Annotated in this window: 15 protein-coding genes; 3 read left to right on the top strand and 12 right to left on the bottom strand. The window is 30.8% G+C overall.

All coding sequences use genetic code 11. The features are described 5' to 3' along the window. Nucleotides 1–170: 170 nt before the first annotated feature. Nucleotides 171–1,334 (top strand): FprA family A-type flavoprotein, encoded by a 1,164-nt coding sequence (locus ABMA45_RS07670; RefSeq protein ID WP_022089306.1) that lies wholly within the window; start codon nt 171–173, stop codon nt 1,332–1,334. A gap of 162 nt (nt 1,335–1,496) precedes the next feature. On the opposite strand, the gene ABMA45_RS07665 is transcribed toward ABMA45_RS07670, so the two are convergent. Beyond that, nucleotides 1,497–2,033, bottom strand: coding sequence for a DUF3877 family protein (locus tag ABMA45_RS07665; RefSeq protein ID WP_022089305.1), 537 nt, complete (start codon nt 2,031–2,033; stop codon nt 1,497–1,499). Nucleotides 2,034–2,284: 251 nt separating this feature from the next. Between ABMA45_RS07665 and ABMA45_RS07660 the strand changes: the two genes are divergently transcribed. Together ABMA45_RS07660 and ABMA45_RS07655 are read left to right on the top strand one after the other, a co-directional pair. After that, nucleotides 2,285–4,033 (top strand): hypothetical protein, encoded by a 1,749-nt coding sequence (locus ABMA45_RS07660; protein ID WP_022089304.1) that lies wholly within the window; start codon nt 2,285–2,287, stop codon nt 4,031–4,033. 183 nt (nt 4,034–4,216) lie between these two features. After that, on the top strand, nt 4,217–5,077 hold the full coding sequence (locus ABMA45_RS07655; protein ID WP_022089303.1) for a DegV family protein: 861 nt from the start codon (nt 4,217–4,219) through the stop codon (nt 5,075–5,077). Between the two features lie 260 nt (nt 5,078–5,337). Here ABMA45_RS07655 and ABMA45_RS07650 read toward each other — a convergent pair whose 3' ends face one another. The 11 genes from ABMA45_RS07650 to eno form a co-directional block, all read right to left on the bottom strand. Further along, nucleotides 5,338–5,649 carry a thioredoxin family protein gene (locus ABMA45_RS07650; RefSeq protein WP_022089302.1) on the bottom strand — a complete coding sequence of 104 codons (312 nt, stop codon included), beginning with the start codon at nt 5,647–5,649 and terminating at the stop codon, nt 5,338–5,340. 21 nt (nt 5,650–5,670) lie between these two features. Then, on the bottom strand, nt 5,671–6,912 hold the full coding sequence (gene hflX / locus ABMA45_RS07645) for a GTPase HflX (protein WP_022089301.1): 1,242 nt from the start codon (nt 6,910–6,912) through the stop codon (nt 5,671–5,673). Between the two features lie 21 nt (nt 6,913–6,933). Next, complete coding sequence (locus ABMA45_RS07640; protein ID WP_022089300.1) at nt 6,934–8,298, bottom strand: MATE family efflux transporter; 1,365 nt, start codon at nt 8,296–8,298, stop codon at nt 6,934–6,936. A gap of 77 nt (nt 8,299–8,375) precedes the next feature. After that, nucleotides 8,376–8,882, bottom strand: coding sequence for a phosphatase PAP2 family protein (locus tag ABMA45_RS07635; RefSeq protein WP_022089299.1), 507 nt, complete (start codon nt 8,880–8,882; stop codon nt 8,376–8,378). A gap of 8 nt (nt 8,883–8,890) precedes the next feature. Next, nucleotides 8,891–9,067 (bottom strand): DUF6472 family protein, encoded by a 177-nt coding sequence (locus tag ABMA45_RS07630; RefSeq protein WP_022089298.1) that lies wholly within the window; start codon nt 9,065–9,067, stop codon nt 8,891–8,893. A gap of 179 nt (nt 9,068–9,246) precedes the next feature. Beyond that, complete coding sequence (locus ABMA45_RS07625) at nt 9,247–10,431, bottom strand: pyridoxal phosphate-dependent aminotransferase (RefSeq protein WP_022089297.1); 1,185 nt, start codon at nt 10,429–10,431, stop codon at nt 9,247–9,249. A gap of 88 nt (nt 10,432–10,519) precedes the next feature. Beyond that, entirely contained in the window at nt 10,520–10,984 is a 465-nt protein-coding gene (smpB, locus tag ABMA45_RS07620) for an SsrA-binding protein SmpB (protein WP_118565822.1), read from the bottom strand. 93 nt (nt 10,985–11,077) lie between these two features. Next, nucleotides 11,078–13,210, bottom strand: a complete 2,133-nt coding sequence (rnr, locus tag ABMA45_RS07615; protein WP_022089295.1) for a ribonuclease R — start codon at nt 13,208–13,210, stop codon at nt 11,078–11,080. A 175-nt stretch (nt 13,211–13,385) separates the two neighbouring features. Further along, on the bottom strand, nt 13,386–13,634 hold the full coding sequence (gene secG, locus ABMA45_RS07610) for a preprotein translocase subunit SecG (RefSeq protein WP_022089294.1): 249 nt from the start codon (nt 13,632–13,634) through the stop codon (nt 13,386–13,388). Between the two features lie 200 nt (nt 13,635–13,834). Continuing rightward, nucleotides 13,835–14,161, bottom strand: a complete 327-nt coding sequence (locus tag ABMA45_RS07605) for a hypothetical protein (RefSeq protein WP_022089293.1) — start codon at nt 14,159–14,161, stop codon at nt 13,835–13,837. A 171-nt stretch (nt 14,162–14,332) separates the two neighbouring features. Further along, nucleotides 14,333–15,616 carry a phosphopyruvate hydratase gene (gene eno, locus ABMA45_RS07600; protein ID WP_243003020.1) on the bottom strand — a complete coding sequence of 428 codons (1,284 nt, stop codon included), beginning with the start codon at nt 15,614–15,616 and terminating at the stop codon, nt 14,333–14,335. Nucleotides 15,617–15,785: the final 169 nt, after the last annotated feature.

Genomic DNA, 15,785 nt, shown 5'->3' with positions numbered 1-15,785 from the left:
ACGACGCTTTTTTGATGCGTGTTTGTATTCTCATTCTATATTATAAGTGTTATAATATGTCTATATTTATATTTGGAAACAATATTTATAAAATTCATATTTTACCAATGTTTCCTACTACCAGTCACCGTAAAAAAACGGAGCAATACATTACAGGAGGAATTTAAAAAATGAACAATACTTATATTTCAGATTCTATAAAATATATCGGAGTTGATGATACTGATATCGATTTATTTGAAAGCCAATACATCGTACCTAACGGTGTTTCTTACAATTCTTATTTAATTCTTGATGAAAAAAATGCTGTTATGGACACTGTCGATGCGAGAAAAACTGATGAATGGTTTTCTAACCTCAACTCTCAATTAGCTGGAAGAAACGTCGATTATCTTATTATTTCACATTTAGAACCCGACCATTCTTCTAATATAAAAAATCTTATAGACAAATATCCTAATGTTAAATTAGTTCTTAGTGCTAAAGCTTTTGCTATGTTGCCTCAGTTTTTTGACATTGAAAATCTCTCTGACCGTTGTTTAGTTGTTAAAGACGGAGATGAACTTGATTTAGGTTCTCATAAATTAAAATTTATTATGGCTCCAATGGTTCACTGGCCTGAGGTTATGGTTGAATACGAAGTAAGCGAGAAGATTCTTTTCTCTGCTGATGGATTCGGCAAATTTGGTGCTTTATCTGCTGATGAAGACTGGGCCTGTGAAGCAAGAAGATACTATTTTAATATTGTCGGCAAATACGGTGCACCCGTTCAGACATTACTAAAAAAAGCTTCTACTCTTGACATTAAAACCATTTGTCCTTTACACGGTCCAATACTTAATGAAAATTTAGATTATTATATTGGAAAATATCTTACATGGAGCAGTTATGAACCTGAAGATGAAGGTGTTCTTATCGCCTGTGCATCAATTCATGGTAACACAAAAATGGTTGCTGAAAAACTCGCAGATATTTTAAAAGAAAAGGGGTGCAAAAAAGTTGCATTTACTGACTTAGCAAGAGATGATATGGCTGAAGCAATTGAAGATGCTTTTAGATATGATAAGTTAGTTTTAGCTGCTGCTACATATGATGGTGGTGTATTTCCACCTATGGAAGATTTTCTTAACAGACTTGCTCACAAGAATTATCAAAAGCGTAAAATTGGAATCATTGAAAACGGTTCATGGGCTCCAATGGCTGGAAAGTCTATGAAATCTATTCTAGACGGAATGAAAGATTTAACCTATTGTGAAAATATGGTAACAATCAAATCAACTTTAAAAGATACAGACATCGTTTCTCTCGAAGCTTTGGCTAACGAACTCATATAAAAATTTATATGGTCGTGTTATTTATAATAATCTGTACTCTACACTATATAATATGCTTAAATACAAAAACTTCCTGTGAAATTTGATATATTTTTCTTCATTAAATATCCAAAAAAAATATCAAATTTTACGGGAAGTTTTCATGTTAAGTTTATTTTATTTTTATTGATATATATCCTTATAATCATCTGGCAAAAATCTATGATATATTATATGGAATCCTTCATCTTTAAAGCAATAATAATACGTATCTTCACTGTCCTCTTCAAAATATATAAGTGTATCAAACTCATTATCTTCCATCTTTTCTATATGGACTTTTGATGCTTTAGAAAGGAATAAATTTTCTATATCCTGCATCTTTGTTTCATGCTTTCGAACCAATTCAATTAATCTTTTAATGAACTCATCTTCCTTAGTATTTTCATGTACATATTCTGCACCCTGTTCATTTATATAGAAACAAAATCTATCGTCCTTATTTGATACAATTACTTCTCCTAATGTTTCATTCGTATATTCTGACAGCTTTTTTAATCTTTCATCCATTTCATAAACATTATCTTGACTTGAAAAGATATTATTAAGTGAACTTAAAGGATAATACAATCTGATTTTTTCCTTTCGATATCCAAGTTTTGCCTGTTCTTCTTTTATTATATCTATAAGATTATTTTCTAATATTTTGTAACCGTTCATTTTTTCATTCCACTTTTTAATTAATTATCTATCATTCATATTTAAATACAATGATGCCAGGAGCAAAAGCCCCAAACTTTGATTCCAACAGATTGTTCCGTGCTATACTTAATTCATTTCAAATTTTAACTTCTATTTTCTCATTTTTCAACATATATTGACATAACTGTTAATATCTTTTATAGTTTAGAGGTAACAAATTATCTATGTGATGTATATTATATTAATACATTAAAAAAAATGGAGGGCTTATGAACGAATTTGAAACATCTACACAACCAAAGAAAAAGAAATTTATACCTGTAATTATTATTGCAGTTATACTTGTCGCCATAATTGGTGGTTCTGTTTACGCTTCAAGAAGCGTTATTTCTAATATCTTTCAGGAAAAATTTGCTAAACCTGAAGATTATTATCACAGAGTTGAAAACAATAATATTAACAATGACATTGATAACAGTATTAAATCCTACTCTACTGCTTATAAATTAATAACTTCAAAAAAATACTCATCAACTGCATCTATACATTTAGATTTTAGTGACGAATTAAAAGATCAATTAGTAAAAATAAATTCTAAATTAAATCAGATTAATTCAGCAGAATTGACTTACAAATCTTCATTTGACAATTCAAAAGAAGCTGTTACCTTAGCTGCAAAAATCAATGATGCTAACCTTGTTTCAGGTAATGGTTTTATTGATTTTGACAATGCAAAAATATATGGTCAGATTCCTGAAATTTCTGACTCTTATTTAGATTTTTCTTCATATCTTAACTCTGAGGAATATGATGTTAATATTGATTCATTAAAATCACTTGGTTCTTTTTCTGATTTATACCCTGAACCCGAAAAACTCGAATCTATATTAAAAAAATATTCAAATCTTTTTGTCAACTCAGTTAGTAATGTAGAAAAAACTAAAACAACTATAACTGCAAATAGTATAACTCAGGATTGTATAGGACTTACAGTTAAAATGAGTGGTCAGGAACTTTATGATTCTATTCATACTATATTAGAAACTGCTAAAGATGATAAAGATATACAATCTGTCATTGATGATATAATTAATTACATTAAATCAATTGATTCTTCTTCAGACTTAAATGATGTCACTTCTAAATCATATTATGAAGATATTGATTCACTTATACAGGAACTTGAAGAATCAAAAGAAGAATTTACAAAATATGAAGACTTATTAGATATGTTTGTTTATGTTGATAACAAAGGAAATATTATTGGACGTACAATAACTATTACAGCTGATAAAACATACACTATGGAATATAAACGTGCTATAAAAGCAACTTCTTTAGGAATTGAGTCAACTATTAAAGAAGGTGATAAGGTAGTATTTTTAGTTAAAGGAAAAGGGTCATCTACATTAACTGAATTTAGTGGAGATTTTGTAATTACTTTCCCAACTGAAGAGGTAACAATAAACGCAACAGTATCTAATGGTGAAGTTTCTAAATTGTTAGATGGAACATTTAATGGTGATATAACTCTTACTACTACTTACAAAGATTTAGAAGACTATAAATTGAATTTATCAGTAAAAACATCTCTTTTAAGCAGTTTGGTTAAAGTTGAAGCCCTAGATAAAGAAAACAGTTGTGGTATATTAACACTTAAACAGGAATCTACAGACAAAGCTAATATCGATTTTCCTGATACTAATTCATCATTTATTGATGTTTCTAACTCAAATGCGCTAGATAACTATATCTCTAATTTTAACATTGAATCATTTATTAATGATTTTGCTTCAAGAGCAAATCTTGATATTTCATACTCAGATATTGTATCTGGCATTTTAGGTTATAATTCATCTTTAAAGAATAACTATAATGCATCTGATTATGATTTTTCAAATTTTGATGCATCTGATTATAATACTTCTGACTTTGATATATCGGACTACGACTCTTCAGATTTTGATTCGTCAGATTCCTATATTTCTGACTATACATCTGACCTTGATATTTATTAAAAATAACTATTTTCATTTGTTATTGTATCAGATGTGGCTTTAATTAATTGAGATTTATAATTTATTAATATTGAAAATCACTGTATTTAATGTTAAAATAATTTGACTAGTGCCTAATTGGACTATATAATAAATAATTTTACAAATTGTTAAATTATAAATTTATTTTACAAGGAGAATCAAATGCGCACAGCTATTATGACTGATACCAATAGTGGTATTACAACTGAAGAAGGAAAATCTTTAGGAATTTTTGTCATTCCTATGCCGATAATTATTGATGATAAAGTTTATTATGAAGGTATAAATATAACTGAGAAGGAATTCTATGAAGCTTTGACCGGTGGTAAAAATCTTTCCACATCTCAGCCTTCTCCCGGAGAAGTAATGGATATGTGGGACTCTATCCTTGAAAGTGGAGATTATGATCAGGTTGTATATATTCCTATGTCAAGCGGATTAAGCAATTCATGTTCTGCCGCTATGGGACTTGCTCTTGAATATGAAGATAAAGTATTTGTAGCAGATAACCACAGAATTTCAGTTACAATGAGAGAATCTGTTTTATCAGCAAAAGAACTTGCTGACGAAGGCAAATCTGGTGCTGAAATTAAAAAGGCTTTAGAAGATGATGCTTATAACTCAAGTATATATATTTCAGTTAATACGTTGGAATTTTTGAAGAAAGGTGGCCGTATCACTCCTGCTGCTGCAATGATTGGAACAATGCTTAATATTAAGCCTATCTTAACAATACAGGGTGAAAAGCTTGATTCATTTGCAAAGGCAAGAAGTATGAAAAAGTGTCAGGATAAGATGCTTGAAGCTTTAAAAAGCGAAATTGCCGGTCGTTTTTCACATAATGATATATCCAGGTTAAAAGTTGGTGCCGCAGGTGCTGGATTATCAGAAGAAGAAATTGAAAACTGGCTTGGAATGGTAAAAGAAGCTTTTCCAAATGCGAAAGTATTCTATGGGCCTTTATCTGCAAGTATTGCATGTCATACTGGTCCCGGAGCTGTTGGAATCGGAATCAGTTTTTAAATCAACGCTATTGTAATTAATTTAATTCAATAATAAAAAAGATAGATTTGGAAATTTCATATCGCTTCGTTTCGTATTTAATTAAACGATTAATAAGCGATACGTTAATTCAAAAATCTATCTTTTTATTATTTTATTTTTTTTATTATTTTAATAATGAGCAGCTTAAACTTTAACTATTAAAATAAACTCATATTTTTATCTTTCGCTATTGAAATAAACTTTTTTAATATATCACAAATGAATTTAATTTTTTAATATTATAATTTGCTTTCAATCCAGGCTTCTATTATTTCCTTTGGCTGGAATCCTGTTCTTGTAGCATCTATCTTACCATTGATGAACATTGTTACAGCCGGAATATTTTCAACATCGTATTTTTTAGGTGATTCCTGATTTATTGCAATATTAGCTCTATAAAAATCAACTTTTCCTGCATATTCATCAGCTGTTTCATTAATTATCTGTTCCATTATCTGGCATGATTCATTTCCTGTAACTGAAAAATTAACTATCGCTATTTTACTTGCTTCTACTTCGCTAAAATCATTGTTTTTAATTTTCTTTACCATTTTATTGTCTCCTTTGTAAATTTATAGTCTGTCCATCATTTCTGACGGAACATATGCCTCAACATAAATTCCATCATCTCTATATTCTTCTTTCAATAATTGTCCATATTTTCTTATAAGACCGGGCTTACCGGCATCAGCATATGAAAACACTTTTTCAATATGAACTCTCATCGATTTAAGAGCTTTGCTTATGGCATCGTTTAACTCCTCAATACCAACTTTATTTTTTATTGCAGCATTAACAATATAATCAGCCTTAAAATCTCTTAAAATCGGCTTATTTTCAAGTCTGTCCTGCTTGTTAAATACTGTAATTATAATTTTATCTTTTACGTCTAACTGTTCTAATGTTTCATACACAGCATGTATATTTTTATCCATCTGTGGATTTGAACTATCAATTACATGTATAATAATATCTGAATATTTTGCTTCCTCTAATGTACTTCTAAATGCATCTATTAAATGATGTGGAAGTTTTCGGATAAATCCAACTGTATCTGTCAACAAAATCTCCTGTCCGTCAGGAAGTTTATAATTTCTTGTTGTAGGATCAAGCGTAGCAAATAACTTATCTTCCTCTAAAACTTTTGCATCCGTAAGAGTATTTAATAATGTAGATTTACCTGCGTTTGTATATCCAACAATTGCTGCTACAGGCACAGGATTCTGAGATCTCTTAGCTCGTGTAACATTTCTATGTGCTTCCATATCTTTAACTTCTGCTTTTAACTGAGAAATTCTGTCCCTTATTAATCTTCTGTCAACTTCAAGTTTCTTTTCTCCGGGACCTCTTGTTCCGATTCCACCACCCTGTCTTGATAGATTTTTCATACCAATAAGTCTTGATGATCTGTATCTAAGCTGAGCAAGTTCTACCTGTATTTTTCCTTCTGCAGTTTTTGCCCTGCCTGCAAAAATATCTAATATAATTAAGGTTATGTCCATAACTTTTACGTTAAGTTCATCTTCTAAATTTTTATATTGAGCAGGTGTTAACTCATCGTCACACACAATAGCTGTTGCCTGTGTCTCCCATATCAAATCTTTTAATTCTTCGACTTTTCCCTTACCTACATAAGTTCCCGGATGAACTGCCTCTCTATTTTGAATTGTTCTTCCAACTACCTGTGCACCTGCAGTGTTTACAAGTTCTTCTAACTCATCTAATGATTCATCCGCATCATTGCTATCATCTAATGATACAGCCACAAGAATAACTTTTTCAATTTCTTCTTTATTTTCAATTAATTTTGCCAAATACATCACCTCGTTTTATTGTTAGTTCTCACTTATCTTTGAAATTACATTTAATTTTTTCCATTTGCCACGTTTATATCTTACTAAACTTATTGTTCCGTTTAAGAACCATGTAAGTCCTGTTGCAAAAAATACACCATATCTTCCAAACATAGGCACCATCGTAAGTGGTCTTGCAAGGAATATTCTTCCGCACATTTCTACTATTCCTGTCATTAATGAGAACATTGCATCTCCTGCTCCATTCAAGACATTTCTAGTAGTATAAATTAATCCTAAAAATGCTAAAAAGCAACTATCTATTCTAAGACCTACAGTACCTATTGCAATTACATCCGGGCTCTTTCCGAATATAGATATTATCTGTGGTGCAAATCCCCAGAATATTGGTAATACAGCCAATGCAAATACTGTACTTATAATTGTACCAGAGAAAAATCCCTGTTTTACACGCTTTACATTTCCTGCTCCCATATTCTGTCCTGTAAATGTAGAAATGGCTGAACCTAATGACATAAATGGCTGCTGAACTAACTGTTCAATTCTTGCAACAACTGTAAATGCCGTTGTAAATGTTGCACCAAATCCATTTACTACTCCCTGTAAAACAATAAGTGAAACAGCTATCAATGCATTTTGCAATGCAACCGGAATTCCTAACTGTAAGCATTTATATAATATTGCTTTTTTTATCTTTAAGTTTTCTTTTGTAAGTCTGAAAAATGTTGTACATTTAACGGCATATATAATACATGCCACTGCTGATATCAATTGTGCAAATGCCGTAGCTACTGCAACGCCAACAACACCCCATTTAAATTGGAGTACAAAAAGCAAATCTAATGCTACATTTATCAAACTGGCTACAATTAAAAATGTAAGTGGTGTCTTAGTATCTCCAAGTGCTCTTAAAATACTTGATACACCATTATACATTCCTACACAAATAAAACCAATTGCAGTAACTTTTAAATATATAACTGCATCTTCTAATATTGCCGGATCAGTATTCATTAATACAAGTGCCGGTCTTGCAAGGAAGAATCCTACTAACGACATTAATACTGAGCAAATCGAAATTGCCCATATTGCGTTACCTATTGTATTCTTTACGTTTTCTTCATCTGATGAACCAAAGTATTGTGAAACTACAATCCCAATTCCTATTGATAATCCTAAAACAAGCGAAAAGAAAAAGAACTGTAATGAATTAGTTGTACCAATAGCTCCTAAAGCATTTTCACCAACAAAGTTTCCTACAACAATAGAATCTACCATATTGTAAAGTTGCTGAAATACATTACCTATCAACAAAGGAATTGTAAACTGAAGAAGTAATTTTGCAGGGTTTCCCTTTGTCATATCCTTAACTCTTTTATTTTCCATAGTTACTCCTTATTAGGTTTTTAACCTTTCCATTCTGTATAATTTATTTTTTAACCTTGAATAATTATAATCTGCTTTTATCTAATAGCTATAAATAACAGACTTCCTAAAACCCCACATATACTTCCTGTAATCGCTCCTACGATTACATCCTTTGGGAAATGAACACCTCCGATAACACGCAGCACAGCTATCAAACAACTTATAGCAAATAAACATATGCCTAATTCTAAGTTAGCATATATGAATGTAGTTGCTATAACAAAAGCTGAAAATACGTGTCTGCTTGGAAATGAATTCCCTTCTTTTTCCTTTTTTATTATTGGTTCATAATTATATACCGTATAAGGACGCGGTGCATCAAATTTTTTTCTAAAATAAGATACACCTATAAATGAAACTGCCGTGACAGCAACAATCCTTATAACATCACATTCCTTAGTTATAATCATAAACACAACAACTAAAATATAAATAATATAAACAACAGATGTTGAAAAAAAATTAAGTTTTCTTACTATCTGCTCTCCATATTTATATTTTCTTATTTTGTTACTTATTTTTCTGTAATCATTTTCTGTCATAAATCACCTTATTGCTTTCTTGCAATTCTGTATTCATCACCATAAGAAAAATACGGACAGCTTGCCGTAGGATTCTGCAACTGTCTTGCATAATCATCTTCATCCATGCTTACAACGCATCCATATTCTTCATATTCTTCATCATATACATAATTGCTACAAAATTCGCAACTATACTGACCCATTTTTTTCCTCCTAGTTTTTAATATTATGATGTAAGTATGCAATGTTGCATTCTTTGTCACATAACATGATTTCTTGTAATACTACTCTTCATCAACATCATATATCACTATCTTTTACTTACATACTATAGGAGTTGCCAATTATATTTGCAACTCCTATAGTACTAATCGATTTATTTTTACTTATAACTATCTGCTAACTTTTTAAATGCAGGCAATGCTTTTTCAATCTGCTCTGTCTGTACACAATATGATACTCTCACATATCCCGGTGTACCAAAACTATCTGCAGGAACAAGCAACAATTCCTGTTCTTTTGCTTTTTCACAAAATGCTTTTGCATCATCCTCCATTGCTTTTACAAATAAATAGAAAGCTCCATCGGGATATACGCATTCAAATCCCATTTCCGTAAGACTGTTATATAATAAATCTCTGTTAGTTTTATATATCGAAATATCTGCTGTGTCATCAATACATCTTTCAATAACCTTCTGGAATAAACTTGGTGCACATACATATCCTAATACTCTTCCTGCTCCACATACAGCTGCATATGCATCCTTGCTGTCAACCATTTTGTTTGACACAACTATGTAACCAATTCTTTCTCCAGGTAATGATAATGCTTTACTGTATGAATAACATACAAATGTATTATCATAATAATTAATCATATATGGTACATCAATATCATCATATACTAATTCACGATATGGTTCATCAGTAATTAAGAAAATAGGATGTCCATATTCTTTTTCTTTTTTTCTAAGGATATCACACATTTTAACTATTGTTTCTTCTGAATACACAACACCTGACGGGTTGTTAGGTGAATTAACAATAACTGCTTTAGTCTTTTCATTTACTGCTGCTTCAAATTTTTCCATGTCAATCTGAAATGTTCCTTCTTCTCCCGGAACCTGTACAACCTTAGCACCTGACTCCTTAATAAAAATAGTATATTCAGGGAAGAACGGCGTAAATACGATACATTCTTCATCCTTTTCCATTATTGCATTCAATACGATTGTAAGAGATGCTGCTGCACCACAAGTCATATAGATATTATCTTTTGTTATATCTGTTCCAAATTTTTTATTTATATAATTAGCAATTGTATCTCTTACATGGGCATCCCCCTGTGCTGATGTGTAACCATGTGTAGCTACCGGATCGCCATTTTCAACAATATCAATAATTGCTTTCTTTACACTTTCCGGAGCAGGAACACTTGGATTACCAATACTGAAATCAAATACATTTTCTGCACCAATTTCCTGTTTACGTTTATTTCCATATTCAAATATTTCTCTTATTTCTGAACGAACTTTTCCTAAATGTACCATATCTTCTACAAACATATCTCTTCTCCTTTAAAATTAATTTTGTATTTTTATGCTGTCAGTACCAAAATATATCTTACAGATTATTTTTATAGTCATGCATCATTTACAAATTCTGTATTTTAAATTCACGCTCATGCTCACGTTTCTGGTCTCGTTTTGCAATGTCGTCTCTCTTATCGTATAATTTTTTACCTCTTGCCAAACCAATTTCCACTTTTACCAGACTTCCTTTAAAATAAACCTGCAAAGGTACTAATGTCAAACCTTTTTCTTTAATTTTACCAACAAGTTTATTTATTTCATATTTATGCATCATTAATTTCTTTGGTCTAAGCGGATCTTTATTGAAGATATTTCCCTTTTCATATGGGCTTATGTGCATTCCATAAATAATCACTTCTCCATCTTCTATTCGGATAAATGACTCTTTAATGCTACATTTTCCCTGTCTTAAAGACTTAACTTCAGTACCATGAAGTACAATTCCGGTCTCATAAGTATCTTCAATAAAATAGTCATGGCGGGCCTTTTTATTATTTGCAATTAATCTATTTGCCGCCTTTGCCATATCTTCACCTTTCCATATTAACTTTACAACTTTTTCCATACAATTTTACATCATTTTATTACTAATTTCACTATAAATTTGTATATATTTTGATTATGCTAGTACAAAATCTATTGTTTTTGTCATCTTATCTGTATGAACAACCCTAACCTTTACAGACTGTCCTAGTTTGTATGTCTTTTTTGTATGTTCACCTACAAGAGAATATGTTGGTTCATCATATATATAATGGTCATCCTCCATATTGCTTACGTGAACCATTCCTTCTATTGTATTAGGCAACTCAACATACATTCCCCAGCCGGTAACACTTGAAATTACACCTTCAAATTCTTCTCCGATATAACTTCTCATATATTCAACTTTCTTTAATTTCTCAGTATCCCTTTCTGCATCATCAGCACGTCTTTCGTTTATACTACAATTCTTAGTTATATCAGGCAAAATTGTATTGTAATGTCTTATATATTTTTCATTTAACTTGCCATGAATATTTTCTTTAATAATTCTGTGTATCTGCAAATCAGGATATCTTCGTATTGGAGATGTAAAATGGCAGTAATATTTTGCTGATAATCCAAAATGTCCTTTACATTCCGGAGTATATTCTGCTCTCTTCATTGAACGCAAAGTAATTCTGCTTATCAAAGCTTCTTCACTTGTTCCTTCCACACTTTCTAATAACTTCTGAAGTTCTTTTGGATGAATTTCATCTCCCATCATCTTTATATGATATCCAAAGTTATTTATAAATGTAGCAAGTTGTGTCATTTTCTCGACATCCGGCTTATCATGATTTCTATATACAAATGGGAGTTCCTGCCAATAATACTCTTCTGCAACCGTTTCATTTGCCATAAGCATAAAATCTTCTATAATTTTAGTTGCTGAATTTCTCTCATAGGGTTCAATGGAAATAACTCTTCCTTTATCGTCTAATTTAATTTTACATTCAGGGAATTCAAAATTAATTGCTCCTCTTCCATATCTTTTCTTTCGCAAAATATCAGACAATTCTTTCATTAACTTAAACATCGAAATGAAATCTTTATGTTTTTCGCATGCCTCTTTTTCACCTATAAGTACATCCCTTACCTGTGTATAAGACATTCTTCTGTCTACATTAATTAATGTTTCCACTATTTCATGACTTATAATATTCCCATTTTCATCGATTTCCATAATACAGCTAAGTGCAAGTCTGTCTTCTCCCTGATTTAATGAGCAAATACCATTAGACAATTTATGTGGAAGCATTGGTATTACCCTGTCTACTAAATAAACACTTGTGGCCCTTTTTCTAGCTTCTTTATCTAATGGAGAATTTTCCGTAACATAATTACTTACGTCCGCAATATGAACTCCTAAAGTATAAACTCCATTTTTCTTAGAGATTGTGATAGCATCATCTAAATCTTTAGCATCTTCTCCATCTATTGTTACAGTCTGCCAGTTTCTAATATCTTTTCTTCCGTTCTTTTCTTCTTCTCTTACATAATCAGGTATGTTCTCTATCTGTTCCATTACATCTTCCGGAAACTCTGTAGGTATATCATAAGCTTTAACGATAGATAAAATATCTACTCCCGGGTCATTTACATGACCTATAATTTCAACTATTTTTCCTTCCGGCTTTCTTCCTTCCTTTCCATAATCAGTAATCTTGGCAACTACTTTATGTCCGTTAACAGCCCCCATAGATGCTTTGAGTGGAATATATATATCTTTTACAATTTTTTGATTATCCGGTAATACATATCCAAAGTTTTTGCTTTTTTCAAATAATCCAACAACTTCTGTTATTTCATGGGATATGATTTTTACAATTTTACCTTCTTTTCTTCTTTTTCTTGTTCCATCATTCTTAGTTTTGTCTTCAGGTAATACTGCAACTAAAACCGTATCATGGTGAAAAGCATTATTAACATTCGCAGCCGGAATAAAATAATCCTCTTCTTCACCCTCTACAGTAACAAATCCGTATCCTTTTTCATGTGCAGTAAATATACCTGTAACTAATGTTTCTTTTGCTATCGAATACTTTCCTCTTTTTGAAACAGATATCTTTCCTTCATTTATTAATTCATTTAAGACTATTTCTAATAATCCTCTATCTTCCTTTTTTACATTTAATATTATTGCTAATTCTTTTATTTTCATAGGAACATAGTTTTTATCATTCATTAAATCTAATATGATTTTCTTTCTTTCATTAATTAATTCCATGATTTCTCCTTACTCTATTATTATAAATTTGTAAAATACTTTCTATTTATGCATTTATTTTTCAAATGAAATCTCTTCATTTCAAATTTATTTCTATAATTATTTTAGCCATTTTTTCTTTTTATAATAAAAAGAAAGTGTTCCTAAAAGGAACACTTTAAAAATCATAATTATCCTAAAAATTTAAGAACTTCATATTAAGAACAATTGAAAGTACAAAGAATAAAACAATCATAACCTTTGTAATCTTTTCTAATTTTCCTTCCATTGAACGTCCTTTATTCTTTCCCCAGTATGATTCTGCTGCACCACTGATTGCTCCTGTAAGTCCAGCCTGCTTTCCTTCCTGAAGTAGTATTACTACTGTTATAACTACACAGATGATAATGTATATCACTGATAATACTCTTAATAATGTAATCATTTCGAACCTCCTATTAGTATGTATTGCCCCCTCCCTTGGGTCAGCGGCTAGTCGTCGGAAACATTTATTGAAAATGAACTTCATTCATTTCGTTTCCTTCTATACCTATTCAAACGCGAATACATAAATATTATCATATTTGTATGCTATTATCAAGTAATTATTCCAATCTTTTCTAATTTTATCATCTAAATTTCTTCCTATTGCTGATTGCCTTCATTCATTAATTCCTGTAAATTACTGATTTCAGTTTCTATTTCTATATTTTCACTTTTGCTTTGTACTATCTCTGTATTTTGTTGTTCTTCTATGGATTCTGTTTCATCAGACTTGGTAGTCTCTATCGTTGTTTCCTGAATAGTTACATCTTCTGTTTCATTTTGTTTGCTATCTGCATTTTTCTTCTTTTTATCAGTCTTTTTATTTTTTGAGTCGTCACTTGCTTTTTTACTTATACTTGAATTTATACTTTTACTTTTTGATTTTGCTGTACCTGTACTTACAGAAGCACTTTTTTCATTCGTCACTACATTACTCTCTGTATTTTTATTTCATTCTGTTTGTTTACTGCCACACTGACTGCAGTAGTTGTTTCCTCCTTTTTATTTTATCTTTTGTTTATTTCCAATTTTTCCCATTTGTTTAGTAGGTATTGTATTGTTTTTCTCATCGTTTGTCAACTTTATTTCTACTTTTATTTATAATTTTTCTTCAATTCTCAATAACTGGTTATATTTTGCTGTTCTTTCACTTCTACATGGTGCCCCTGTTTTTATAAAACCTGTATTAAGCCCTACCGCCAAATCTGCAATAGTTGTATCTTCTGTTTCTCCTGAACGATGTGACATGATAGCTATATATCCATGACTTTGTGCCATTTGCACAGCTTTAATCGTTTCTGTTATACTTCCTATCTGATTTGGTTTTATCAATATTGCATTTGCACATTTCTCTTTTATTCCCTTTTTTAATCTCTCTACATTTGTAACAAATAAATCATCACCGACTAAGTGGATTTTTCTACCTAATTTCTCAGTAATCTTTTTCCATCCATCCCAATCTTCTTCATCTAATGGGTCTTCTATTGAAAATATCGGATATCTGTCAACAATATCACTCCACATATCTATTAATTCATCTGTTGTCAATTCGATTCCTTTTTTAGGTAATTTGTATTTTCCTGTAACTTCTGCTTTCCATTCTGAAGCTGCTACATCCAAAGATATTTTAAAGTCTTTTTCAGGAATATATCCTGCCTTTTTAACTGCTTCAATAATTAAATCAAGTACTTCCATTTCGTTATTTAAATCCGGTGCAAATCCACCTTCATCACCAACTGCAACAGATAAATTTTTGTCTTTTAATAATTTTTTCAGTGCATGGTAAACTTCTGCACACCATCTCAATCCTTCTTTAAATGTTGTCGCTCCAACAGGTAAAATCATAAATTCCTGCACGTCTATATTATTAGATGAATGAGCACCTCCGTTTAAAATATTCATCATGGGCATAGGCATTTTGCACGCACTTATGCCTCCTGTAAATTTGTAAGTAAAAATATTTAATGCTTTTGCACATGCATTTAAATTAGCCATCGAAACAGCCAATATTGCATTTGCACCTAATTTTGATTTATTATCTGTTCCGTCTTCACTTAACATCATTCTGTCAATTCTTCTTTGATTAAGTGCATTTTGTCCTATAAGCATTTCATTTATTATTGTATTTACGTTTGTTACAGCTTTTTTTACACCGGCTCCTAAATATCTATCTTCACCATCTCTAATCTCCGCTGCTTCAAATTTTCCTGTTGATGCACCGGACGGTACGGTTGCTCTTCCTGTAATCAAATCAGTTTTTGGATTTTCCCCTCTAACCGTAACTTCTGCTTCAACTGTAGGATTTCCACGTGAATCTAAAATTTCTCTTGCTTTTACATTTACAATCTTTAAATATTGTTCCATATTCTCTATCAGATGCATTTTTAGCACCCAATTTCTCCTATATTATTTAATGTTCCGTTAATATATAAAGATTTTTCAATCTACTATGCCTTACTATTTTCACGAAGCACTTACTATTTAGATAACGTTATATATGTCTTTTATATAAAACAAATTTATATACATTCTTTATACATAAACACTGTTA

The organism is Eubacterium sp. CAG:156, from assembly GCF_000434315.1.
GTDB lineage: Bacteria > Bacillota > Clostridia > Lachnospirales > Lachnospiraceae > Eubacterium_U > Eubacterium_U album.
Note: the sequence above shows the minus strand (reverse complement) of the source record. Positions and strands in the feature narration are given on the sequence as shown.